This is a genomic window from Desulfovibrio porci, assembly GCF_009696265.1.
GTDB classification, from domain to species: domain Bacteria; phylum Desulfobacterota; class Desulfovibrionia; order Desulfovibrionales; family Desulfovibrionaceae; genus Desulfovibrio; species Desulfovibrio porci.
Genome location: NZ_VUMH01000004.1, coordinates 104,734 through 129,560, shown reverse-complemented (window position 1 = coordinate 129,560; position 24,827 = coordinate 104,734). Strand labels below are relative to the sequence as shown.

Below are 24,827 nucleotides of genomic sequence, written 5' to 3'. Positions count from 1 at the left end.
GCTCTAACAAGCGTAGGCAATGCCCAACTTGTCCGCCACCGCCCGATCCGTGGACACCAGGGCGTCGGAACGCCCCACCGGCAGGGAGCTGTTGCCCACCGGGGCCAGCAGTTTGCGCAGTTCAGCGTCAAAAGCCAGCATGTAGTCCACGATGTTCTGCGCGCCCCGGTCCACGTCCAGGCGTTTGACCAGGCGCGGGTCCTGCGTGCAGATGCCCGTGGGGCATTTGCCCGTATTGCAGGCGTTGCAGCGGCCGTGCTCGTTGCCCACACAGCCCATCAACTGGATCAGTATCTTGCCCAGAATCACGCCGTTGGCCCCCAGGCAGATCATCTTGAAGGCGTCGGCCGCCGCATTGCCGGTCATGCCGATGCCGCCGCCCGCCCAGAGGGGGATCTGCCCCTGCAGGCCCTGGGCCACGGCCGCTTGATAGCAGTCGCGCAGCTTGGAGACGATGGGATGCCCCGTGTGCTCCAGGGAGACCTCGTTGGCCGCGCCCGTGCCGCCCTGGATGCCGTCGATGAAAAAGCCGCCGCAGATCTTGTAAGGATCGCGCAGCAGATTGTTGTATACCGACACCGAGGTGGACGAGGCCGCGCACTTGATGGCCACGGGCACGCGGAAGCCGAAGGCCGCGTTGAGCGAAAGGTGCATTTTCTGCACCGACTCCTCAATGGAATACAAACCCTGATGGTTGGGCGGGGAATGCAGGGTGGCCTTGGGCACGCCGCGAATGGCCTGGATGTGCGGGGCCACCTTGGCGGCGGGCAGCAACCCCCCGTCGCCGGGCTTGGCGCCCTGGCCGATCTTGATCAGCACGCCCGCCGGGTCGGCCTTCATGCGGGGCATGGCCTTGATAATGCGGTTCCAGCCGAAATGGCCGGAAGCGATCTGCAGAATCATGTATTTGAGCTGTTCGGACTCCAGCAGCTTGATGGGCATGCCGCCCTCGCCCGAGCTCATGCGCACGGGCATGCCGCACTTCTCGTTGAGGTAGGCCGTGGCCAGGGCCAGAGCTTCCCAGGCTCTGGCGGACAGCGCGCCGATGCTCATGTCGCTGAAGATGGCCGGGTAGATCCAGTGTACCGGCGGGGTGCGCCCGTCGAGCACCAGATCCTCGCCGTCCACGCGCAGGGGCAGCTCCCGGGCCAGCATCACGCGGCCCAGCGGTGAGCGGATGTCAAAGGTATGCCGCTCCGAATCCAGGGACGGGTCGGTCATCTGGCTGATGCGGCCCACCACGATGGCGTCCAGGGTGCGCGGCGTGGGCAGGTTGCTGCGCCCGCCGCGCTTGATGGGGCCGTGGGCGCGGGCCAGTACGGGAAAACGGGTGTCCGGATTGCGCACGGGCCGGATGGCCTTGTTGGGGCAGACCTTTTCGCACATGCCGCAGCCCACGCAGGCCTGCTCAATGACGGGCTTTTGCCTGATGACAGGCAGGGCGAGATGCTCCGCCTCCGGCTCCGGAAAAGCCTTGCGCGAAACCGTCACACTGCGGTGCGAGACCCCGGCCTCAATGGCGTTGAAGGTGCAGGCCGCCACGCAGGAGCCGCACATGGTGCAGCGCTCGGCGTGGTACTCAATGGTCCAGTTCAGATCGTTGACGCTGACGTCCTGAGTTTTTACTGATTCCATCGCCGCACCGCCAGATCGTTGTCAATGACCACCATTTCCCGTTCATTGGGATAGATGTCCCCCGCCGGGTCGCGGTCGGGCAGAATGGCGTTCAGCCCGCAGACTTCCGAGGCAACGGCCACCATGCTGTCGTCGCCGCCCACCACCACGGGACGCAGCTTCTTGGAATCACAGCAGGTGATCATCCGTCCGTCGGGCAGCAGGCCGATGATGGAATTGGGCCCGTTGATCTCCAGGTGCGCCAGTGATTCGCGGATCAGGCTGAGCACTTTGCGGTCGTCGCGCCTTTCCGCCTCCACAAAAGGCAGGGGCGTGATGACGTGCTTGTAGTACTTGATGGGCCATTGCAGTTCATGCAGCACGTAATGCAGCGTGTAGAGGAAGTTCTGGGAGTCGGATTCAAAGCCGATGTAGCCCCGGTGCAGAGACTTCTGGAATTCCTTGTTCTTGGTGAAAAAGGTGTTTTCGCCATTGGCGCAGAGGGTGTAACCCTGCAAAAAGAAGGGATGGGCCGCGTAGCGCACGATATCGTAATTGGTGTTCTGACGGCACTGGGTCACGATGTTGCGGGCCGTGAGGCGGCCGTCGTCGTTCCAGAGCCGGAAATAGGCGGCGATGTCCGCCGGGTCGCCGATTTCCTTGAGCGTCAGCACATCGGGCCAGAAAGAATAGACAAAGCCGTTATTGCCTTCTTCCAGCAGCGCGCGCAGGGCCAAGCGGGTGTCCAGCAGAAGGTCTTCGCGCTCTTTCCGGCTGCGCTGGAGATAGTTTTGAGGATACTCATAGTTACGAAAGACATAACAGGGCATGGCCTCGATTTTCAGACCATCGCGCTTGTCCATCTCGGGCACCCACTGGGCCACCTGCACGAAACCCTTTTCCTCCATATAGTCGTTGACCAGTTGCACGCCCCGCGGCGTACAGGCCAGCGACAGCAGAGGCTTGTCCTTATACTCGCTGAAAACGCCGTCCAGATCCTGCATGACCATGGCAAAACCCGAATTGTCGTGCCCTTCCTGCTGGGGCAGCATCAGGTTGAGCGCCACGGAAGGATGCACCGGCGTCCTGCTTTTGATGGAACCGATTCTGCACATAATTTTTCCACCTCGAAAAAGCGCCACAGGCAGAGGCCGGTCCGCAATGCGCGGCCCGCCGTAGCGTCGGCATAAGCTCCCGGGTAAGGGGGGGCGTGAATTCACACGGCTTCGCGGGCGCTCCCGTTAAGGAGGCGCGAAGGTTTGCTCGCCGGCAGCACCGGCTGGCCAAAAGACGGTCCGCAAGACCGCCGAAACCGTTCTGGCGACGGTTTCCGGCCTGATGGAGGGGGGGAGGACAATTTAGCAATAAAGCATACCGGTGAGCAAGCATAAAATGTCCGTCCGTAGCGGAAACCTGTCAGAAAGGCATGCTTCTTCCTCCACCGACGGTTGCGCTATCGCGTCCGCTTTGATAAGGATTTTTTGCTCTTTAATTCATGACAGGATATCAAATTTTTTTTACCAAAAAATATATTTTTATTAAAACAAGAAAATATGTCCTGAATGACGCTAATATCAGGCTGAATATTGTCGATAAATTAATTGCTGTCATCCATGCGCGGTCTGTATGCCCGTGATCGTCCCGGTATTGCGTATTAATGATATGCCTGAAGCGGAAGGGCGGATTGGAGGGCGGCTAGGAGCGACGCCGCTCCACACTTTTTGGGTTCGGCCCCCCCCCGTTAAAACGCCGACCACGAAAAGTTGAATTTTTTGACAGGCAATGCGCAAAAAAAATTGGGAAAAGTTGTCTTTAGCCGTCGCTGCGCAGGAAGCTGCGGATAAAGCGCAACCATTGGTCACGTCGAACGCTGTCCAGGGAAATCGCGGCCGGTATCCGGAAGCCCTGGCGCGCCAACGGCTGTCACACTGACCATACCGCCAGACCGATTTTTTCTTTGCCGCGCGCCGGGTGGAAAAAGACAGCTTTGCCGCGGCGATTTAATGAAGATTGGGCCTAATTCACAGCGAGGATGTATAGGAGGCTTAATGTGACTGTAGGAAAGAAAATCGGCGGAGGATTCAGTGTCATTTTGCTGCTGACGCTTGTGCTGGGCTATCTTGCCGTCAGCGCAATGCGGGATGGAGCGCAAACCTCGAAAAACATCAGCGAAGACCGTGTGCCGCGTTTTTTGGTGGCCTCTTCGCTGGAAAGCGATGTTCTGGAATATGCCCGCCTGTATTTTATCTTTGAGGGGTCCAAAAACGATGCGGACATAAAAAATCTTGAAAAACAAACTGAAATCATCAAAGCCGACATCGTAAAGCTGCAAGAACTGCAAAATAAAAATCCCTATCCGGACAGCGCCGCTTTTTTGGACAAATTCCCCAAGGATCTGGAAACGTATCTGGGGTATATGCGCTCCTGCTTTTCGTTGATTCAAAAAATCCAGGCGAACAACATTACCGGGCTTCAGGCGGGCAAGGCCGCTGAAGTGAGCATGGAAACGCTTATCAGGGCTCTGGGCAAAGAGTTGCGTCAGCTCATGGAAGCGGGGCAGACCAACTTGGCCGCCTCATATGCCCAGCATATGACCTCGGTTTCCGCCGAGCTCACGAATGTGGGCAACCTCATCAAGAAAGTGCTGACTGCCCAAAATAACAACGACGAGAAGCTGCTTGGCGAGATCGTGGGGGATTTCAAGAGCATTCTTGCCAACCTGGAAAAGTTGCAGGAAAAATTCGACAAACAGGAATACCGCGACCTGTTGAAAAATTCCATCGCCGCAACTCAGAGCCTGGGAAAGCAAATCTATCTGTTACTGGAAATACATGAGCAATTGCTGGAGGCTTCTAAGGCAAGAGCCGATTTGTTCAACAGTCTGAAACAGCAGACTCTCAATCTGAGTAAGGCCGTTGCCGACAATACCAGAAAAGAGGTGAACAGAGCCGAGGAAACGCTGAGCGCCTCCACAACGCAGACCATCATGATTCTGATCGGCGTCATGGTTCTTGGCGTCGGCATCTCCCTGTTTATCACCCGGATGATCGTCAAACCTCTGGTGACCACGCAGGTATTCGCCAAGGCTGTTGCCGGCGGCGACCTGGAAAGAACCCTGGATGTGCGCAGCAGTGACGAACTCGGCATGCTGGCGGATGACTTGCGCCAGATGGTGACCAGTCTGAAGGAGAACATTGACGAGGCCCAGCGGAAATCCCAAGAGGCTCAGACGGCCACGGAAGAAGCCAGGGAAGCCATGGGCCGGGCGGAAGAGGCGGCCCGCAGGGCCGAAAACGCCAAACGGGAAGGCATGCTGGCTGCCGCCGGACAACTGGAAGGCATGGTGGACGTCATTTCTTCCGCCTCCGCTGAGCTTTCCTCCCAGATTGAGCAGTCGGACCGAACCGCCGCGGAGTCCGCGCAGCATCTTTCCGAAGCGGCCACGGCCATGAACGAAATGAATGCCACGGTTCAGGAAGTCGCCAGGAATGCCAGCAACGCTTCCGGCGCTTCCAGCGACACCAGGCAGAGAGCCGAGGCGGGCTCGCAGGTTGTGCAGGATGTGGTGCAGAGCATTGGCGAAGTTCAGGAAGTATCCATGCACCTGAAAGAAGAGATGGAGCAGTTGAACGCGCATGCGCAGGCCATCACCCGGATTATGAGCGTTATTTCCGATATTGCGGACCAGACCAATCTGCTGGCCCTCAATGCGGCCATTGAGGCGGCGCGGGCCGGCGAGGCCGGACGCGGTTTCGCGGTGGTGGCCGACGAAGTGCGCAAGCTGGCCGAAAAAACCATGTCCTCCACCCAGGATGTGAGCAACGCCATCCAGGCCATTCAGGAAAGCACGGCCAAAAGCATGGACGCCGTGGACAACGCGGTGTCGCGCATCGCTGATGCCACGGACCTGGCCCACCAGTCCGGCGCGGCCCTGCAGGAAATTGTAAGCACGGCGAACGGCACCTTTGACCAGATTCAGGCCATCGCCACCGCCAGCGAGGAACAATCCGCCGCCAGTGAGGAAATCAACCGTTCCATCAGCACGGTCAACGACATGTCCCGGCAAACCGCCAGCGCCATGGCGGAAGCCGCCAAGGCCGTGGCTGATCTGGCCGCGCAGGCGCAGTCCCTTACTGGATTGATTCAGGAAATGAAAAAAGCCTAACAGACTTAGGGCGTTCTTCTTCTGACCGCCAAAGGGCGCACTCCCTGTCCGGGAGTGCGCCCTTTCCTTTCTCTTTATCGTATGCGTGCTTTGCCCGAAAACGGCTGAAGGAGCCCTATGGGCCGCCTTCGGTCGCTCCCGCAACCGCCGGAGCGTCGCGCTTTTCAAATGCAACACGCTCTAACAAATGCGTTGCTCCGCCTCTCAGGCCATGGCAGCCAGCGGCTCGCCGTAGAAGGCCTTGCGGTACAGCTCCTTCAGTTCCGCAATCAGCGGGTAGCGCGGATTGGAAACCGTGCACTGGTCGTCAAAGGCCTGCTCGGCCATTTCATCCAGCTTTTGCAGAAAATCGGCTTCCGCGATCCCGGCTTCACGCAGTGAGGCCGGGATGCCCAGATCGAACTTGAGAGCCTCGATAGCCCGCACCAGACGGGCCGTCTTTTCCGCGCGGGCCTCGGGCCCGTCGCCTTCCACGTCGTCGGCCAGATGCAGCATGTCCGCCATGCGGGCATAGCGGCCCTTGACCCAGGGATATTTGTACTGGGGCAGCATGCCCTGTTTGGTGGGCGTGTCCGTGGCGTTGTATTCGATGACATAGGACAGCATGATGGCATTGGCCAGCCCGTGCGGCACATGGAAGTAAGATCCCAGAGTATGCGCCAGGGAATGGCAGACGCCCAGAAAGGCGTTGGCGAAGGCCATACCCGCTATGGTGGCCGCGTAGTGCATCTTCTCGCGCGGGATCAGGCGGTCTTCGCCACCGGCATAGGAGCGGCGCAGATACTTGAAGACCAGGCGCACGGCCTCCATGGCCTGGCCGTCGGCGAAATTGGTGGCCAGAGTGGAGGTATAGGCCTCAATGGCGTGGGTCAGCACGTCCAGGCCCGCGTTGGCGATGAGCGAGGGCGGCAGGTCCATGACGAATTCCGGATCCACAATGGCCATGTCCGGGGTCAGGGCGTAGTCGGCGACCGGGTACTTGACGCCGGTGCGGCTGTCGGTGATCACAGCGAAGGGCGTCACCTCCGAGCCGGTGCCCGAAGTGGTGGGAATGGCCACCATCACGGCCTTTTTGCCCAGATCCGGGAAAGAAACCACCCGCTTGCGGATGTCCATGAAGCGCAGGGCGATGTCCTCGAACCTGATGTCCGGCACCTCATAGAGCAGCCAGATTATTTTGGCCGCGTCCATAGGTGAGCCGCCGCCCAGAGCGATGAACATGTCCGGCTGAAAAGCGTTGACCATGTTCAGGGCCTTTCGGGCCGTGGCGATGTCCGGGTCGGGCTGCACGCCGGAAAAGACCCGCACTTCCATGCCCATGTTCTCCAGCACCTCGCTGACCTTGCGCACGTGCCCCAGTTCTTCCATGGTCGTATCGGTAATGATGCAGGCCCTGCGGCGGTCCTTGTACTCCTCCAGGGCCGGGCTCAGGGCGCCGAGCTTGAAATAGACCTTGGGCGGCACGCGGAACCAGAGCATATTTTCACGGCGGCAGGCCACAGCTTTGACGTTCATAAGATGCTTTACCCCGATGTTTTCACTGACCGAATTGCCTCCCCAGCTGCCGCAGCCCAAGGTCAGGGACGGCGCCACGCGGAAGTTGTAAACGTCGCCGATGGCCCCCTGAGAGGCGGGCATATTGATCAGCACCCGCCCGGTGGTCATGGTCTCCTCAAAGGCCTGGATGTGCGCCGCGTTGCTTTCGCGGGTATAGAGCACCGAGGTGTGCCCGGCCCCGCCCAGCAACACCAGACTTTGGGCCGTATCCACAGCCGTGCGGAAATCCGCTACGCGGTAAAAACCCAGCACGGGCGAGAGTTTTTCATGCGCAAAAGGATCATCGGGCCTGACCGCCGGGCGCTCGGCAATGAGCACCTTGGTCGTCTCCGGCACGCTGATCCCGGCCATGGCTGCGATGCTCACGGCGGACTGGCCCACAATGGCGCTGTTCAGCGCGCCGTCCACAAAAAGGGTTTTGGCCAAAGCCTCGCTCTGCGCGTCGTCGGCGAACCAGGCTCCGCGTTTGATGAACTCCTCCCGCACGGCATCGGCAATGTCGGCCTCGGCCACCACGGTCTGCTCCGAGGCGCAGATCATGCCGTTGTCAAAGGTTTTGCTGAGCAGAATGGAGTTGACCGCCATCTTGACGTCCGCCGTGGCGTCGATGACCACCGGCGTATTGCCCGCGCCCACGCCGATGGCCGGCGTGCCGGAACTGTAAGCCGCGCGCACCATGCCCGGTCCGCCGGTGGCCAGGATCAGATTGATGCCGCGATGGCTCATCAGGTGCTGGGTCAGCTCCGCCGACGGCTCTTCCAGGCAGTCGATGATGTTTTCCGGGGCTCCGGCTTCCACGGCGGCCTGCAGGATGATCATGGCCGCGGCCCTGGTGCTGCGCTTGGCGCGCGGGTGCGGGGAAAAGATGATCCCGTTACGGGTCTTGAGACAGAGCAGAGCCTTGAAGATGGCTGTAGACGTGGGGTTGGTGGTGGGCACGATGCCTGCTACCAGACCCAGAGGCGCGGCTATTTCGCGATAGCCCGAAACCGGATCGTCTTCGATGAGCCCGCAGGTCTTGCTGTCCTTGTATTTATTGTAGACGTATTCCGAGGCAAAGTGATTCTTGATCACCTTGTCCTCCAGAATGCCCATTCCGGTTTCCTCCACGGCCATTTTGGCCAGAGCGATGCGTTTGGCCGTGGCTGCGGCCGCCGCATGGTGGAAGATGGCATCCACCTGTTTCTGATCGTAGCGGGCGAAGACTGCCTGCGCCGCGCGGACGCGTTCAATCATTTCGTCCAGTTGTCGGGTAGCTGTGGTCATATATGCCTCAATTCTTGTGGTTCAGGGGGTATCGCTGGGACTATTCCTAATCATATAAGCATCATGCCCCGCTGTGGCGAGGAGGGCAAGGCCCGGTTCAGGTCATACAGATAGAAAAAGGCGTTTCTGTTTCAAATTTTCTGTAACATGCCGGTTAGTTACAAAATCAGCCTTTTTCGCGCGGGTGGCGTGAGCGTGCGGCTTGATCTCATATCTCTGAGTACGGCCTTGCTCTGGGTGCCCGCAAGCGCGTCCGTTACGAACGAGCGTATTTCTGCTCTCTACATCCGTAATGTCTGCTTTGCCCATAACCGGCTGAAAGGAGCCTTCGACCGCCCTCCGGCCTGTTTCGGCAGGCTCGACCTGGGCGGTATTTCAAGCGGCATATGGAAGTGAAAAATTAAACCTTTTCACAAGGTCAGAGCAGATATATAAAGGAATCAACGAAATGGGAGAATCTCAAAAAGAAAGACGCCAAATACCGCAAGCACAAGGCAGCTTGGCCGAGTTTTGAGAGCGCCCCACCGGTAGGGCTCTGCTCTGGAGGTTCGGTTCTGGTCAACAAAACAATAACCGTTTATTGCGGTGGACTGGAGCGCGCTTTGGCGGATAAGCACGGAGAATTGTGATGTTAAACGCTCATGGTACGGAAATTGATTTTAATGCGGCAACGGCTCTTATGGACAAGAAATTGCGCGAAGAAATTCAGTGCCGCCTGGGTCCTTGCAGTGATGAGGATTTTTTCTTTGCTTATGCGGCCGCGCATTATGAAACATTTGGTGAAGTGTTTGAATTTGCAAAAAAATTTCCTGCACAACAGGGAAGATGATTCACCGGCATATGGGGAGGACTGAAGGGGAGTAGTCCGGACTTGATCTGACAGCCCTCCTGCCCTGATGGATTTCCCTGTCCGGCCTTTTCTCTCCAGGGCTATTCTTCGTCAAGGAGCATCGGCATTGGCGTCTGTCGCAACACAATTGTGCTTGGTGCATTTTCCGGTGTTGTATAATGCTTCGGCCAGATAGTCAGGTCGATCTATAAGTATGCCGCCAGGGTGTTCCGGCAAAAAAGCCTGGCAGGCGCACAGGAGGCCCCTCCGGCTATGCCGGGGGCCTTTTATGCTGGAGCGGAGCCGCCGCGCGGGTCGTTGACACGGACGGCGTCTTCAAGCAACCTGTCCTAATGGCTGATAAAATCGTCTGCCCGCAACACGGGGCAGGCTGGAGCAGAGCGGCGGCCGGAGTCAGCTCCCCCCGGATTCGGGTCGCTTCCCCACCGCAACCCTGGAGGAAAGTCCGCATGGATATGAAAACACTGCGTCAGCAGGCGCGGGAGCGTATGAACGGCGCCTGCCGCGTCTGTCCTCACTGCGACGGCCGGGCCTGTGCCGGAGAATTGCCGGGCATGGGCGGCATCCGCACCGCCGCGTCCTTCCGCGCCAACATCACCGCTCTGGAAAAAGTCTGTCTGAGGATGCGGTTGATCCACGAGGTGCGCGCGCCGGAAACCGCCTGCGAGGTGCTGGGTCTGCCCCTGAGTCTGCCGGTGCTTATCGCGCCCCTGGCGGGCACGACCTTTAATATGGGCAAGGGCCTTCCCGAAGAGCGCTTCGCTCAAGTGGTTACGGAAGGAGCCCGCTCCGCAGGGACCATCGCCTGTACCGGCGACGGCACGCCCGAGGCTTTCGACTGCGGATTGAAAGCCGTTGAGGCCGTTGAAGGCTGGGGGATTCCCGTGATCAAGCCCTGGGCCGGGGACGTTTTTTTCGAGCGCCTGGAGCGCGTGGCCCAGGCCGGTTGCCGGGTGGTGGGCATGGACATCGACACCGCCGCCATCACCGCCCTGGCCAAGAGCAAGCGCCCGGTGTCGCCCAAGAGTCGGGCGGAACTGAGCGCCATTGTGGAAAAAACGCATGCCCTGGGCCTGAAATTCATGCTCAAGGGCGTGCTCAGCGTGGAGGATGCGCTGGCTGCCGAGGAATGCGGCTGCGACGCCATTGTGGTTTCCAACCACGGCGGCCGTGCCTTTGAGGCCGTACCGGGCACGGCAGCCGCGCTGCCCGCCATTGTCCGGAACGTGAAGGAGATGACCGTGCTGGCGGATGGCGGCGTGCGCTCCGGCGCTGACGTGCTCAAGATGCTGGCCCTGGGAGCCAGGGCCGTGCTGATCGGGCGTCCGGCCATCATCGCGGGTATGGGCGGGGAGGAAGAGGGCGTCCAGATGCTGCTCTCCCGCATGCAGCGCCAGCTTGCGGAGGGCATGCTGCTCACGGGCTGTGCTTCGGTCCGGGAAGCCGGACCGCATCTGCTGGCCTGAGCGGAACGAGTTTCGCCATAAAAGTGAAAGCGGCGGCATCATGACGATGCCGCCGCTTTGTCCGCACTGAAAAGCGGGACGTTACTTGTTCAGGCAGGCCTTGACGGCGTTGATCAGACGGTCGATGGGCTCTTCGCGTGCGCCCTCGCCCATGACGCCCACGCGAATGACCTTGCCGGCCAGATCGCCGAGGCCGCCAGCCACTTCAATCTTGTGTTCTTTGCGCAGGCAGGCGCGCAGGGCGTTGGCGTCCACGCCGGCGGGCGGCAGGTACAGGTTGATCTGCGGGGCGCCGCCTTCCTTGACGAAGGGGGTGAAGCCCAGTTTGGCCAAGCCGTCGCTCAGGCGCTGATGCATGGCCGTGTGCCGGGCGAAGGCGGCGTCCAGACCTTCGGTCAGCAGGTTGTCCAGGGCCTGATGCAGGGCATAGTACATGTTGATGGGCGCGGTGTGATGGTACACGCGCGGCGAGCCTTCCCAGTACTTGCGGATCAGGGAGACGTCCATGTACCAGTTGGGCACCTTGGTTTTGCGTTTGGCAATGGCTTCCATGGCCGCGTCGGAGAAGGACGCGGGAGCCAGTCCCGGAGGCACGGAGAGGCATTTCTGCGAGCCGCTGTAAAAGGCGTCGATGCCCCATTCGTCCACGCGCATGTCCACACCGCCAAGGCCGGCCACGCTGTCCACCAGATAAAGGGTGTCGCTGTTTTTGACCAGTTCGCCGATGGCGGCGATGGGGTTGTTGATGCCGGTGGAGGTTTCAGCGTGCACGGCGGCCAGAATCTTGTAATGCTTTTTGTCCAGCATGGCCTTGACGGCGGCGGGATCAATGGGCTGGCCCCAGGGACATTCCACCACATCCACCTGCGCGCCCAGCCGATTGGCCACTTCCACCATGCGCGAACAGAACACGCCGTTGTTGACGATCAGCACGTCGTCGCCGCGCTCCACCAAGTTGACGAAGGTGGCTTCCATACCGGCGGAGCCCGTGCCGGAAATGGGGAAGGTCACGGCATTCTTGGTTTTGCACACGGCGCGCAGCTGTTCCTGCATGGCGTCCATGACTTTGATGCAGTCGGGATCAAGATGCCCCAACGTCGGAATGCTCATGGCCTTGAGCACATTGGGGGCGACGGGGCTGGGGCCGGGGGCCATCAGCAGGACATGATCCAATTCTCCGAAAACAGTGGTCATTTCAAGCTCCTGGTTTATGGGTACGGTGCGTCGGATGCTCAGAATTCCTATCCGGCACTGCAACAATGTCCATGACGGCAAAGCGACATCCTTAATCCAAAGGAATAAACCCGGGCGGAGGCGTAAAAGGGATCCGCAGTGGGCTTCTCGAGCGGAAACGCCGCTGCCCGTGCCGACAGGGCGTATCCGGAAGCACGCTTTCCGCTCCGTCCGAGCACTGCTTTGCCGCAATACTGTAGTGCCGGGCATCTTTTCCGTGCGACGCTGTTTTGTCGTCACTGATATTCATTGACTACACAATCCAGAATACCAGGCCCGCAACATCTGTGATTTTCATATTACTGTGATTTTTTTCACATTTACGGGGCTAAAAAACAGCGCCGTCGAACGCTGTGTTGTGAGCTAACATTACGTCAAAACTGAACAACTGTCCAGCGGGAGAAAAAACGCAATGCCGCATCCGTCAGGCGGGACAACCAGGATTGGCGCATGGCCGTCCCGCAATATGTTATTTCCGGACTTCCCGGCCCGGATGCAGCCGGGGAACCTGCTGGGGGGCCAGCGGCGCGCCCGCTGTTTTTTCACGGACCAGTTGCCGGAAGTCGGCAAGCTCAAAGCGGGCCGCGCCCACTACCGGCGGAGCGGAAACCTCCGCAGCCGCCGGCGCGTGCAGACGCGGATCGACAGAGGATTCGTCCCCGGCCAGAAGTTCGTTCCGGACGTCCGGTGACTGGACCGGGCTCGCCACGTCCCTCTGCCTGGACGGAACGCCGGAAAGCAGGAGCTTTTCTTCGGCAAAGGGCGCGTGCAGGGCCTCCGGCGGCTGTGCGTAAAAGCGCACCCGCACTTCGCGTCTGTCGCCCTGACCCCAGAGTTCCAGAAACAGAACGCCCGCCGGGGGGATATCGTTGGGCGGGTAACCTCTGGCCTGCCAGTTGACGCCCAGCAGCGCGCCCAGATTGGCGATATTGGTGTCGTGCCCCACGAAGACCACCAGCGAGGCCGCGTTGAGGCGCTGGTCATAATGCGTGCCCGTGAGAGCGGCGGCCATTTCCGTGAGCAGGGAAGAGCCGCGCGCCCAGGCCACCAGCGGGGCGCGGTTGACCACATCGAAAATGCGGCTGTGCACGGGCAGCACCTGCTTCAGGGTTGCGCCGTCCACCTGGCCCCAGCCGGCGGGGCTGCCGGGCCATTGCCCGTATTCCAGCAGAAAGATTTCCGCCAGGCTGGAAGCGATGCCCAGGCCGCCCGTAAGACCCACGCTGCGGCCTTCCGGCGAAACGCTCACGGAAGTGGGAATATCTGAAAGGCGGCACTGCGGCGGCAGGCCGAAACGGCTGCACAGGTCCGGTGAAGGCGGTGCGCTCAACTGGTCAATGAGGGCCAGCGGGCTCGCGAAATCCTCCTGAAGGCGATCCAGACCGCCGTCAGTCATGCTCAGAACATTCGTGGCCGCGGCCGCGGGGTCAAAAGCGTACAGGCCGGCCTTGACCGGGTGGAAGAGGGGATCGGGCTTGGCGTCGGCCACGGCGTAGCCCTGCGCGCAGTCCGGCGCCAGCCCTTCCAGCAGGGCCCGGGCCGTGGCCCTGGTGCGCTGGTCAGTGTCCGCGCGCACGAAAACCGCACCCGGCGGGGGGCAGGCCGCGTCCGGCAGCAGGCCGTAATTGAGCAGCACGCCACGCATATCCGCCCACATGGCGCTGACCAGCCGGGCGCCGCGCGGCGTCAGATGGCCGCGTTCCACCGGCCAGTGCGGCCAAAGGCGTTCGCTCCAGAGAGAAAGTGTTTTCAGTTCCTGCGTGGGCGAGCGAACCCCGTGCCGGGAAAGGGCCACTATCTTGAGCAGCCGGGCGTCGTCGTCCGCAGCGGCGCTGCCGACCGGGAAAGCCATGAAAACGGCGCAGGCCAGGCTGAAAAAAAGCAGATGCAGGGTGCGCATGACATCTCTCCTTAATGCTGCGGAAGAGCATAGCCGTAAAGCATGCCGACGGCAACGGCGTCAGGGAGGCACTACCTGATTGTTTTTTTGACTTTCATCCGCGTCATCAATCATCATCAATATTGTTGTTATCCGTAAGGCGGCGAAGCCCCGTCGGCTATGGCAAACTGGTTTGTTGCGCCGGCCGAGCGCCATGCTCTGCTGCCGCGGCCGGAATAAAGGGTGATGCCTGGAGTGGGGATAAACGGAAAGGCGTTCGAGAGTGCACCCTTCTGGACGGCGTTTGGGGAAATGGCGCCGGGCGGGCTTGAGAAATTCACGAAAAGAAGATACAATAATTATTTAGAAAACGTATTTCCAGGTGAGAAACAGTGTTCAGCAGTTCCGAACAGATCAAGCGCACCTTTGCGATGGGCTTATTGATCGGCGGCGTCTTTCTCGTCTGCGGTCTGATCCTGTTGCGTCAGGTCAGTTCGCAGAACGAACGGGAAAACGCGCTTTATCTCTATGACACCGTGAATCAATTGCGGACGCTGCTGCAACGCCAGATCGCGCTGGACTTTCAGACCCTGCACGGCGTGGCTATCAGCCTCGGTCATGTGCCGGAAAAGGAAATCCTTCCCGCCCTGAAGGAAGTCAACGACAATAACGCCTTTCTGCGTATGGGGCTGGCCGGGCGCGACGGCCGGGTGGACCTTGTGGACATCGGCGGGGAACTGCGCCGGGGCGTCAATCTGTCCGGTGAGCCTTTTTTTCAGGAGGCTCTTGCGGGCAGGGCCGCGCTTTCCGAGGTGCGCGACAATTCGTTCGGCCCCGGAGCCGTGGCTTACTGCGCGGTGCCCGTGCATGACAGTGACGGCGGAATCCGCGGCGTGCTTGTGGCCGCCAATCCGGCGGATGTCTTTCTGAACATTCTGGGCATTTCCCTTTTTGACAATAGGGGGGTCTCCTCGCTTATTGACGGGAGCGGCGCCTATGTCCTGCGTTCCACAGCCGGCGGAACCGCAGGAGGCCGGGAAGGGGATATTTTTCATCTCGGCTCTCTGGAAGACACCACGCGGGAACAAGTGCTGGAAAATCTGCAAAAGAACCAACGCGGCGTATTTTTCTACACTACGGAAGGCGAGAAGCATTTTGCCGCCTACGAGCCTCTGGGCGTCAACAACTGGTTTTTGCTCTGCACTGTGCCCGCGGCCGCGCTGTCGCTGGCCCCCAATGCCTTGTGGCTCAGCGTGTGCGTGATTATCGGCCTGGCCCTGCTGCTGTCCTTTTTTCTGCTCTGGCGCGTACGGAGCATCAGCAACCGGTATCGCGGCGAACTGGAGCGTCTGGCCTTTGTGGACCCCCTGACCGGCGTGCGCAACGTCAACCGGTTTAAAATGGACGCCGCCGGTCTGGTGCGGCGCAATCCGGACATGGTTTTCGCCGTCTGGTATGCGGACATCAAGAATTTCAAGTTTTATAACGAAATGTTCGGCTACGAAATGGGCGACAAGGAGCTGGTGCGCATCGCCGGACTGCTGACGGACTGCGACGGCCCCTTGGCCATTTGCTGCCGCGTTTCGGCGGACAAGTTCGCGGGCATCCGGCCCATGCGCAGCCGGGAGGAATTCACCCGGGAATTTCAGGAACTCTGCAAACGCATTGAGGGCGACACTGCCCGGCTTTCGCGCGCCTTCCCCCTGGCCCTGCATGTGGGCGTGTACAGTACGGACACGGCCCAGGCCGGGGAAGTTTCCTTCATGGACATGGTCAACCGGGCCAATATCGCCCTGCGCGCGGCCAAAGAAGGCAACTCCGCCGCCTGCGTGTTCTATTCCGAGGATATGCGCGGCCTGGCCTTGCGCCAACTGGACATTGAGAGCCGGATGGAGGCCGCCCTGAAGGGCGACCAGTTCAAACTCTATTTTCAGCCCAAGGTCGACATCCAGAACGGCAACCGCATCCACGGCGCGGAAGTGCTGGCGCGCTGGCATGACGGCGACCGTCTGGTGCCGCCGTGCGATTTCATCCCGCTGTTCGAGCGCAACGGTTTTATTATCCAGCTTGACCGTTACATGTTCTCCCGGGCCTGCGCCTGGCTGCAGCGGCGCATCAGGGAAGGCAGGCCCACGCTGAATATCGCGGTGAACGTCTCGCGTCTGAGCCTCATGCAGGACGACTTTCTCCACTACTACAGCAACACCAAGGAGCGTTACGCTATCCCCGACGGCCTGTTGGAGCTGGAATGTACGGAATCCCTGGCCCTGTTCGACGAGCGTTTCCGGGAGATGGTGCTGGAGTTGCAGAAGCGCGGTTTCCGTTGTTCCCTGGATGATTTCGGCGCGGGCTTTTCCTCGCTTAACGTGCTCAAGGAACTGCCCATCGACGTGCTCAAGCTGGACATGCTTTTTCTGCGCAAAAGCCGCGACCTCAAGCGCGAGCGCATTGTGCTGTCCAACATCATCGCCATGGCCCAGGAACTGGGCATCAATACGGTGGCTGAAGGCGTGGAACACGCCGAACAAGTGGATTTTCTGCGCGCCAAGGGCTGCAATATGGTGCAGGGCTATGCCTTTGCCAGGCCCATGCCCGAGGCGGAATTCAACTCTCTGCTGGATAAACTGCGCGGCGGCGCCATGCCCCTGGCCCAGGCCTGAGCCCGCGCCGACACACACAGGCCGCGCCGCCTCCGCGCCGTGGGTCGGGCGGGCCGCAAACACCGACAGGTAAAAAACAATGCCCATAGCCATTCCGCGCTTTGACGTCGGCGATACTGTCATTGTTCCCGACGTGCGCATCAGCGACGCGTCCGCGCTGGAGATCCGTCCCGCCCGGGTGGGGGACGTGCACGGCATGTCGGCCCTGATCAACCAGTACGCCTCCTCCAACGTCATGCTGGCGCGGGGGCCGCAGTATCTGTACCAGCATATTCAGGATTACATGGTGATTACGGCCCCGGCGGCGGACAGCGACCGGGAGATCGTGGTGGCCTGCGGCTCCCTGCACGTGCTCTGGGAGGATCTGGCGGAAATCCGCTCCATTGCCGTGCATCAGGCCTGCCAGGGGCAGGGGCTGGGCAGACGGCTGGTGGAGGCTCTGGTGGAGCGTTGCCGCCGTCTGGGCATTTCGAGGGTTTTTGTGTTCACCCTGGCCGAGTCTTTTTTCAGCCATTGCGGCTTCACGGAATTTCAGCGGGAAAGCCTGCCCCCCGTCGTCTGGGTGGAGTGCAGCAAGTGCCCGAAGTTTTACCGTTGTGACGAAATCGGCATGATCCGCATGCTTTGACGGAGCCGCGCCCGGCGCGCGGAAACGCTTGCGCGGCATGCCGCCGGGGGGCTTTGCCCCCGTTTTCATTTTTCACTCTTTCCCACGCCCGTATGGGCCGGAGCAGCGCATGAACAGACTGGAACGCAGAGATTTTTTGAAAGAGATCGATTTCACCCCGGAAGATCTGACCTATCTTCTGGATCTGGCAGCCTGGCTCAAGGCTGCCAAGAAAGCGCGGCGCGAGCCCAAATTCATGAAGGACAAAAATATTGTGATCCTTTTTGAAAAGGATTCCACGCGCACCCGCTGCTCCTTTGAAGTGGCCGCCCATGATCAGGGCGCGCACGTCACCTATCTGGGACCGTCCGGCTCGCAGATGGGCAAAAAGGAATCCATGGCCGATACGGCCCGTGTGTTGTCCCGCTTTTTTGACGGCATTGAGTACCGGGGCTATGCGCAGGCCCGCGTGGAAGCCCTGGCCGAATTCTCTTCCGTGCCGGTCTGGAACGGACTGACCAATGAATGGCATCCCACCCAGCTTCTGGCCGACATGCTGACCATGCGCGAGTGCTGCCCCAAGCCTCTGAACCGGCAATGCCTGGCGTATCTGGGCGACGCCCGCTACAATATGGGCAATTCCCTGATGATCGGTTCGGCCATGCTGGGCGTAAACTTCCGCTCCGTGGCCCCCAAGGCCCTCTGGACCTCGGACGAAGTCTTTGAAATGGCGCGGCATATCGCCCGGGACACCGGGGCCGAAATCACGCGCACCGAAAGCGTGGAAGAGGGCGTCAAGGGGTGCGATTTCCTTTACACTGACGTCTGGGTTTCCATGGGCGAGCCGGACGCGGTCTGGAAGGAGCGTATCGAGTTGCTCACTCCCTACCGGGTGGACATGGCCGTCATGGACAAGACGGGCAATCCGGACTGCAAGTTCCTGCATTGCCTGCCCAGCTTCCACAACCGAGACACAGTGGTGGGCGAGGATATTTACCGGCGTTTCGGGCTTGAGTGCATGGAAGTGGACGACGCTGTTTTTGAATCCGGACGCAACATGGCTTTTGAAGAAGCGGAAAACCGGATGCATACCATCAAGGCCGTGATGGTGGCCACTCTGGCTGAAGAGCCGCTGGTCTTCGAGCGGGCCTAGGCTCAGCCCCCATTAAACCGCAGACCGAGAAAAGCTGAATTTTTTCAGGCAGGCGTAAAGCAGGAATTGTCTGAAGCTGCATTGGCACACTGCAAGGTCAATTTCTGTTTTGCAACTCCGCTGTTATGGAAAAAAGGCAGCTTTGCAGCAGGCGGTTTAATGGGGGCTGAGCCTAGGCAGGCTGAAAAGCCAGGTTCCGGAGCGGAGCGCGTTCCGCGCCGCCGGACCGGGTTTACTGCTGGCTGACGCTTTTCTCCAGGTCGTCCAGCCAGCGGGTCATGCGCGCGGTCTGCTCCAGATACCAGAGGGCGGAAATCACTGTCGCCAGCGTGCCGCCCTCGGGATCATACATGGCGGCCGATCCGTTTTTACGCAGGCTCTCCCAGGCGTCCAGCGTGTCATTCAGGGCTTTGGCCCGTTCTTCGGAAAGCATGGGAACAAGGCGGGCGCGCCGCTCGGCCAGATGCTTTTCCAGGCGTTCCACCTCGGCGTTCATGCAGTCCTGCATGGGGACAGTGACGCCCGCCGCCGCGTCCATGCAGACATGGTAATCCCGGCTGAGCAGCCGGTCCACCACGGCGGCGTTTTCCGCATCTCCGCCCTCATTTCCGGCCGTATCCGGAGCCGCATCGTCGGAAGGTTCATCGGCGTCCGGCGTGGTGGGAGCGGAGGCGGAAGGCGCAACCTCGGGCGTTGCCGCCACAGGCGCGGTCTGCCCGGAATCGGCGGCGACAACCGGTACGGAGCCGAAGCCCGCCAGCAAGAGCAAAGCAAGCAGCAGGGGAACCGGGATAGCGGAAGCAGCACAATATTTCAGCATGAACAACTCCTTCGGCGTGGGCGCGGCTGCGGTCTTCGCTGTTGATCAGCCTAGCCGAGAGCAGGGAGGGACACAAGCAACCGGATCCCGGTCAGCGGTATTCGCGGCCGGACCAGAGTACGCGACCGATGACCCGGAACTGGTCCGCGCAGTCGCCGCGCAGATCCAGACTCAGCGGCGGATAGGCCGGATTGACGCTGTGCAGGATGATCTTGCCCGGCAGTTTGTCGATGCGCTTGATGTAGATGGCGTCCTCAAAGCCCACGGCATAAAGACGGCCCGGACTGATTTCGGTCTGGCCCCGGTCCAGAAGCACCAGATCATTGTCAAAGATTTCCGGCACCATGCTGTCGCCGGACACCCGCATCAGCACCATGCGTCGGGGGTTGCCCTTGCGGCGCAGAAAATCGCCGCGAAAAGCATAGCCGCCCTCGGTGTCGGCGCTGACTTCCATGCTTCCGGTTCCGGCGGATAACCGCGCTTCGGCCAGCGGAATGGTGATCAACTCGGTTTCGCAGTCTTCCTGTATGCTGGGCAGTTCACCTTCGGCGGCTTCGGGCAGGCGCATGGGGCCGCTGCCGAAAAAGAGCCAGTGGGCATTGACACCGGTCTGCGCGGCGCAGGCCTGAATCCAGGCCGGCGGCACTTCGCCGCGTTTGCGCGCGCCGCTCACGGATTGGGGCGTGATGCCCAGGGCGCGGGCCAGTTCGGCGTCGCTGGCGGCATCCAAAGCCTGCAGCAGCCGGGCCAGAGTCTGGGAAAAAGACGTGTTGTCGGACATGGTAAACCTCATGATCCTGCGGTAAAGCGCGAAAGCGCGCACACTGATGCGCTCATTTTTTCAGGTTGATTGAAGTAAATCTTAAATGAATTATATCAACCTTAACTATTGATAGCAAGGGCTTTACTTCGTAAAAAACTGAAGCTTGATCCGGCATGTCGGGGAAAATTCGCGATGGGGAGTGACGAAGCATTGACCATGCCACATGCATCAGGTTATCCAGGCCCGTGCGGCGAGGGCGACGGTCCATATGGGCCGTATTTCGCGCGCCTTTTTGTAACCTTTTCCCCCTTGAGAGGAGCGCGCCATGCAACTCTGTGAACAATGCGACGGTACCGGCAGGATTTCCTGCGGAGCCTGCTGGAACGGCCAGCGCCGGCCCATGTGCCCTGAGTGTACCGGCCGGGGCGTGATCCGGACCGAATACGGCGATCTGCCCTGTCCCCGTTGTCGGGGCAACGGCAAAGTGACGCCCGTGAGCTGTCCGCACTGCGGCAACAGCACGCCCTGTCCGGTCTGCAAGGGCAGCGGCAAGGTATAAGCGCCCGTAGCGCGTATGTAAAAGACCCCGGAATGCACGACATTCCGGGGTCTTTTACACAAAAATATCCGGACGTGCACTCAGGCAGCCGAACGTCCGGCCGATTTTTTCAGGGCCAGGGCGGCCAGAAAGGCGTGAACCATGGAAGCCCCGGCCAGGGCTGTAATGCCGGACGGGTCCTTGTCCGGCAGCACTTCCACCAGATCCATGCCCACGGTCCGCGTCTCCCGGCAGATGGTCCGCAACAGAGTCAGGCCTTCATAGGTATTGAAGCCCTCCACCTCGGGCGTGCCGGTGCCCGGCGCGCAAGAGGCGTCCAGAAAGTCGATGTCAAAGCTGACGAAGACCGGGCAGTGCGCCGTCCGCTCCAGGGCTTCGGCGGCAACGGCCTCCAGGCCCCGCCGGTGCAGTTCCTCGCCCATGACGATGCGCAGTCCCTGCTCTTTGGGCCAGGCCAGGGCGTCACGGCTGTACAGCGGGCCGCGAATGCCGATCTGAATGGAATGCTGCGGCAGGATCAGCCCTTCCTTGAGAGCGTGGTAAAAGGGCGTGCCGTGGTTGTAGGGCTTGCCGTAATAGCCGGGGATGGTGTCGCTGTGCGCGTCAAAGTGCACCAGGGCCACCGGCCCGCGTGCGGCTTTGACGGCCCGCAGCACGCCCAGGCTGATGGAATGATCGCCCCCCAGCACCACGGGCACGGCGCGGGACTTGAAGAAGGGGATCAGCCCGTCGCGGATTTTGTCCAGGCTCTCGGCCATGTAGCCGGGGATGGTGTCGATGTCGCCGCAGTCAGTCACGTTGAGCCACTGGTTGATGTCCACGTCCAGCACCGGACAGTAGGGCTTGAGAATGGTGGAGGCTTCGCGCAGGGCCGTCGGGCCGAAGCGCGCGCCGGGCCGGTAGGAGACGCCGCTGTCAAAGGGCACGCCCAGCACCACGGCGTCGGCGTCTCCCGCATCGTTGTGCCAGGGTTGGCGCATGAAGGTGCGGATGCCGCAAAAGCGGGGGGATTGCAGGGAATCTACAGTGGCCATGGGCAAAATTCCTCCTGTGGAATGCGCGTTGTCAGGAAAAGATACGGTTGGGCAGCCAGGTGACCAACTGCGGGAAAAGCATCAGCAGGATCAGCAGCAGAGCCTGAATGGCGATGAAGGGCAGCGCGCCCAGATAGATGTCCTTGAGGAGCACGTCCTTGGGCGCCACGGCCTTCATGTAAAAGAGGTTCAGTCCATAGGGCGGCGTGATGTAGGCCATCTGCATGTTGACCACGAAAAGCACGCCGAACCAGACCGGGTCCAGCCCCAGACCGGTGATGATGGGAATGTAGATGGGCATGCACATGAACAGTATGGCGATGTCGTCCATGAACATGCCCAGAATGAAGAAGGAAAGCTGGATGACCGCCATGACCGCCAGCGGGTCAGGGTCCAGGCCCAGCACCAGCCGGCGGATCATGGCCGTGGCCCCCAGGCCGGTATAGACTTTGCTGAAGATCAGGGCCGCGATGATCAGAAATCCCGCGAAGCCGCAAATGGCGAAGGTCTGCGTGCAGGCCGCGCGCAGCATGGCGAGGCTCAGCCGCCGCTTGACCGCCGCGCAGAACATGGCCCCTATGGCGCCTATGGCCGCGGCCTCGGTAGGCGAGGTGACGCCCAGGAAAATACAGCCCAGGATGGAAAAAATCAGGGCCAGCGGCAGGATCAGGGCCGCCAGAGAACGCAGCCGGACCGGCAGGGGCGCGCGTTCTTCCTCGCTCAAGGCCGGGGCCGCCTCCGGTCTGAGCCAGGCCAGCACGGCGATGTAAAGCACGTACAGACCGGCCAGCAGCAGGCCCGGCACAATGCCGCCCGCAAAAAGTCTGCCCACGGAAACTCCGGTCAGAAAGGAATACATGACCATCATCATGCTGGGCGGGATCAGGAAACCCAGCGCGCCGCCGGCCTGCACAATGCCCACGGCCAGCCGTTTGTCATAGCGTTTGGCCAGCATGGCCGGCACGGCGATGACGCCCATGGAGAGCACCGTGGCGCTGCTCACCCCCAGCATGGCGGCCATCAGCGCGCAGATCAGCACCGTGCCGATGCCCAGAGCCCCGCGCAGCCGTCCGGACCAGAGGTAGACCGTGTCGAAGAGGTCCTTGGCGATTTTGGATTCGTGCAGCACGAAACCCATGAAGATGAACAGGGGAACGGCGCTGAGCACGATATTGTTCATCAGTTCCAGGGTGGAAAAGTAGACGATGTCCAGCGCGCCCTCGCCCCAGAGAAAAACGGCGGCCAGGGTGCCCACCGAACCCAGGCAGTAGACGATGGGCAGGCCCGTGCCCATGAGAAAAAGCATGGAAAGGAACATCAGGGCCGTGACGGCATAGGCGCTCATGGCAGCTCTCCGCCCGTGCGGGCCAGGTGAAAATTGCGCAGAAATTCCGCCAGGCTCTGCAAAAGCATCAGCAGTACGGCCACGGGGATCAGGGCCTTGAGATGGTAGACCGGCTGGCCCCAGGCCGAAGAGGAAAGCTCGCGCAATTGCCAGGATTCCACGGCATAGAGCGCCGAGGTGTAGAAAAGGCCGGCGAAAAAGGTGAAGGTAAAGGCATACGTCAGGCAGTTGACCACGGCCCTGACCCTGGGGCTGAGGCGCGCGGCGAAAATGTCCACGCCCACCTGGACTTTTTGCAGGATGGAGCTGGGCCCGGCGTAGATCATGTACACGCCGAAAATCATCATGCTCAATTCCGCCCCCCAGAGAGTGGGGGCGTTGAAACAATAGCGCATGAGCACGTCGTAGAGCATCACGCCCGCCAGCGGGATGATCAGCCACATGGCCGCGTTGCTGATGGCCGTGTTCAGGGCGTCGATCCAGCGGATCAGTCTGGGCAGCATGATCGTCCTCCTCTGTGGGAGTGTGCGTCCTTCGGATTCCCGCCGTCCGGCTGCCCTGTCGCAGGCAGACGGACGGCGGGGCCGGAAATTGAGGGCTGAGTCTAGAGGCGGCCCTTGGCCGCGGCGAAGTCCTTGAGAATGTCCACGCCCTGGCGGGCGTCAGGCGATTTTTTTGCCTCTTCCTCCCAGATCTGCTCGGCGGCCTTGACCAGGATTTTCTGATCCGCCTCGGGGAAGGTGGTCATTTTATCCTTGAAGATTTCCTTCATGACGTTCAGGCTTTCGTCCTCGCCCCAGATGTAATAGGCCCAGCGGGTCTGGTCCGCGGCGGCGTTGAAGGCGGCGCGGATATCTTCAGGAAAGCTTTCCCACAGTTTTTTGTTGATGATCAGGGTGTCCGTGATGGGATCAATGAGCGGGGTGACGTTCAGCCAGCCCGCCACTTCATAGAATTTGGTCTCCTTGTATTCGGCGGCGCTGCCGTAGACCACGCCGTCTATCTGGCCGGTGGTCAGGGCCATGTAAATGTCTTCCGGGGGCAGGTTGACCACGTTGACCCCCACGGAACTAAGCATCTTGGCCGCCGCGCCCACGGCGCGGATTTTCATCTTGCGCATGTCGTCCAAAGAGCGGATGGGCTGTTTGCTCAGGGTGTGGTAGGGGGCGGCCCAGGTGGGACCGAGGTAGACCACGCCCAGGCGGGCGTAGTCGTCGCCGAAGAGTTTTTTCAGGCCGCGCCGTTCGTAGAGCACCTCGGCTTCCACCGCCGACATCCAGGACATGGGCAAGCCGGATTCCAGCGGGCCGGTTTTCCGTTCGGTGAAGTGGTGCCCCATGCCGTGGCCGATGTCGATCATACCGTTGCGCACGGATTTGAGAATGTTGGCCGAACCCACCAACTCGCCGCCGGTGAAGACCTGGATTTCCACCCGACCGCCGCTGAGCCTGTTCACCTGTTCCGCGAAATATTTGGCGCCCATGGCCGTGGTGGGGGAGTAGTAGGTCTGCATTTTGAGCGTGTACTGGGCGGCCGAAACCGGCGCGGCTCCCAGGATGCATGCGGCCAGAATCAGTGCTGCTGTGGCGAATTGTTTGAACATCTTGAGCCTCCTTGTATGGGTGGGGCGAAAGGCGGGGCCTGTCGCACGCTGGAACACCGCAACGCCGCCGCAAGGGCTGATGGGATTGTCCGCCGTGTTTGATATCCGTCGAACGGAAATGGGGCGAGCCTAGATGTTTATACTAAAATATGTACTGATGCATCTGTTGATAGCATCATGGCAAAACTCCAGACAAAAGGGAAGCCCCGCAGCCGCATTTTTTCCACTTGCCGCAAGATATTGGAATTGTTAA

18 protein-coding genes are annotated in these 24,827 nt (G+C 60.6%); 7 read left to right on the top strand and 11 right to left on the bottom strand.

Annotation, left to right across the window (positions count from 1 at the left end):
* Positions 1–3 precede the first annotated feature (3 nt).
* Together FYJ44_RS05590 and FYJ44_RS05585 are read right to left on the bottom strand one after the other, a co-directional pair.
* Positions 4–1,635 carry a glutamate synthase-related protein gene (locus tag FYJ44_RS05590; RefSeq protein WP_154509977.1) on the bottom strand — a complete coding sequence of 544 codons (1,632 nt, stop codon included), beginning with the start codon at positions 1,633–1,635 and terminating at the stop codon, positions 4–6.
* Positions 1,623–2,729, bottom strand: coding sequence for a class II glutamine amidotransferase domain-containing protein (locus FYJ44_RS05585; RefSeq protein ID WP_154509975.1), 1,107 nt, complete (start codon positions 2,727–2,729; stop codon positions 1,623–1,625). Before FYJ44_RS05585 ends, FYJ44_RS05590 begins: the two co-directional genes overlap by 13 nt.
* Positions 2,730–3,646: 917 nt before the next feature.
* Between FYJ44_RS05585 and FYJ44_RS05580 the strand changes: the two genes are divergently transcribed.
* Positions 3,647–5,779, top strand: a complete 2,133-nt coding sequence (locus FYJ44_RS05580) for a methyl-accepting chemotaxis protein (protein WP_268234061.1) — start codon at positions 3,647–3,649, stop codon at positions 5,777–5,779.
* A 204-nt stretch (positions 5,780–5,983) separates the two neighbouring features.
* On the opposite strand, the gene adhE is transcribed toward FYJ44_RS05580, so the two are convergent.
* Positions 5,984–8,602 (bottom strand): bifunctional acetaldehyde-CoA/alcohol dehydrogenase, encoded by a 2,619-nt coding sequence (gene adhE / locus FYJ44_RS05575; protein WP_154509973.1) that lies wholly within the window; start codon positions 8,600–8,602, stop codon positions 5,984–5,986.
* A gap of 628 nt (positions 8,603–9,230) precedes the next feature.
* On the opposite strand from adhE, the gene FYJ44_RS05570 reads away from it, so the two are divergent.
* Both FYJ44_RS05570 and FYJ44_RS05565 read left to right on the top strand, forming a co-directional pair.
* Entirely contained in the window at positions 9,231–9,431 is a 201-nt protein-coding gene (locus FYJ44_RS05570) for a hypothetical protein (RefSeq protein WP_154509971.1), read from the top strand.
* A 470-nt stretch (positions 9,432–9,901) separates the two neighbouring features.
* Entirely contained in the window at positions 9,902–10,918 is a 1,017-nt protein-coding gene (locus FYJ44_RS05565; protein ID WP_154509969.1) for an alpha-hydroxy-acid oxidizing protein, read from the top strand.
* Between the two features lie 81 nt (positions 10,919–10,999).
* On the opposite strand, the gene FYJ44_RS05560 is transcribed toward FYJ44_RS05565, so the two are convergent.
* Both FYJ44_RS05560 and FYJ44_RS05555 read right to left on the bottom strand, forming a co-directional pair.
* Positions 11,000–12,112 carry a pyridoxal-phosphate-dependent aminotransferase family protein gene (locus FYJ44_RS05560; RefSeq protein ID WP_154509967.1) on the bottom strand — a complete coding sequence of 371 codons (1,113 nt, stop codon included), beginning with the start codon at positions 12,110–12,112 and terminating at the stop codon, positions 11,000–11,002.
* A 508-nt stretch (positions 12,113–12,620) separates the two neighbouring features.
* Positions 12,621–14,051 carry a histidine-type phosphatase gene (locus tag FYJ44_RS05555; RefSeq protein WP_154509965.1) on the bottom strand — a complete coding sequence of 477 codons (1,431 nt, stop codon included), beginning with the start codon at positions 14,049–14,051 and terminating at the stop codon, positions 12,621–12,623.
* A gap of 371 nt (positions 14,052–14,422) precedes the next feature.
* Between FYJ44_RS05555 and FYJ44_RS05550 the strand changes: the two genes are divergently transcribed.
* The 3 genes from FYJ44_RS05550 (at position 14,423) to argF (ending at position 18,450) form a co-directional block, all read left to right on the top strand.
* Entirely contained in the window at positions 14,423–16,690 is a 2,268-nt protein-coding gene (locus tag FYJ44_RS05550; RefSeq protein ID WP_326833671.1) for a bifunctional diguanylate cyclase/phosphodiesterase, read from the top strand.
* Between the two features lie 79 nt (positions 16,691–16,769).
* The gene (locus FYJ44_RS05545; RefSeq protein ID WP_154509963.1) at positions 16,770–17,318 is read left to right on the top strand and encodes an N-acetyltransferase; all 549 of its coding nucleotides are present in this window, start codon (positions 16,770–16,772) and stop codon (positions 17,316–17,318) included.
* Between the two features lie 109 nt (positions 17,319–17,427).
* Positions 17,428–18,450: an ornithine carbamoyltransferase gene (argF, locus tag FYJ44_RS05540; protein ID WP_154509961.1), complete on the top strand. Its 1,023-nt coding sequence runs from the start codon at positions 17,428–17,430 to the stop codon at positions 18,448–18,450.
* A 232-nt stretch (positions 18,451–18,682) separates the two neighbouring features.
* On the opposite strand, the gene FYJ44_RS05535 is transcribed toward argF, so the two are convergent.
* Positions 18,683–19,270 (bottom strand): lysozyme inhibitor LprI family protein, encoded by a 588-nt coding sequence (locus FYJ44_RS05535; RefSeq protein WP_154509959.1) that lies wholly within the window; start codon positions 19,268–19,270, stop codon positions 18,683–18,685.
* Between the two features lie 91 nt (positions 19,271–19,361).
* Positions 19,362–20,051: a LexA family transcriptional regulator gene (locus FYJ44_RS05530; protein ID WP_154509957.1), complete on the bottom strand. Its 690-nt coding sequence runs from the start codon at positions 20,049–20,051 to the stop codon at positions 19,362–19,364.
* A 307-nt stretch (positions 20,052–20,358) separates the two neighbouring features.
* Here FYJ44_RS05530 and FYJ44_RS05525 point away from each other — a divergent pair, with 307 nt between their 5' ends.
* A complete protein-coding gene (locus tag FYJ44_RS05525; RefSeq protein ID WP_154509955.1) occupies positions 20,359–20,592 on the top strand; it encodes a molecular chaperone DnaJ in 234 nt (77 codons plus the stop codon).
* 80 nt (positions 20,593–20,672) lie between these two features.
* Here FYJ44_RS05525 and speB read toward each other — a convergent pair whose 3' ends face one another.
* From speB to dctP, 4 genes are all read right to left on the bottom strand, one after another.
* Positions 20,673–21,626: an agmatinase gene (gene speB, locus FYJ44_RS05520; RefSeq protein ID WP_154509953.1), complete on the bottom strand. Its 954-nt coding sequence runs from the start codon at positions 21,624–21,626 to the stop codon at positions 20,673–20,675.
* A 31-nt stretch (positions 21,627–21,657) separates the two neighbouring features.
* Positions 21,658–22,971, bottom strand: a complete 1,314-nt coding sequence (locus tag FYJ44_RS05515) for a TRAP transporter large permease (protein WP_154509951.1) — start codon at positions 22,969–22,971, stop codon at positions 21,658–21,660.
* Positions 22,968–23,474, bottom strand: a complete 507-nt coding sequence (locus tag FYJ44_RS05510; RefSeq protein ID WP_154509950.1) for a TRAP transporter small permease subunit — start codon at positions 23,472–23,474, stop codon at positions 22,968–22,970. Before FYJ44_RS05510 ends, FYJ44_RS05515 begins: the two co-directional genes overlap by 4 nt.
* A gap of 101 nt (positions 23,475–23,575) precedes the next feature.
* A complete protein-coding gene (gene dctP, locus FYJ44_RS05505) occupies positions 23,576–24,574 on the bottom strand; it encodes a TRAP transporter substrate-binding protein DctP (RefSeq protein WP_154509948.1) in 999 nt (332 codons plus the stop codon).
* Positions 24,575–24,827 lie beyond the last annotated feature (253 nt).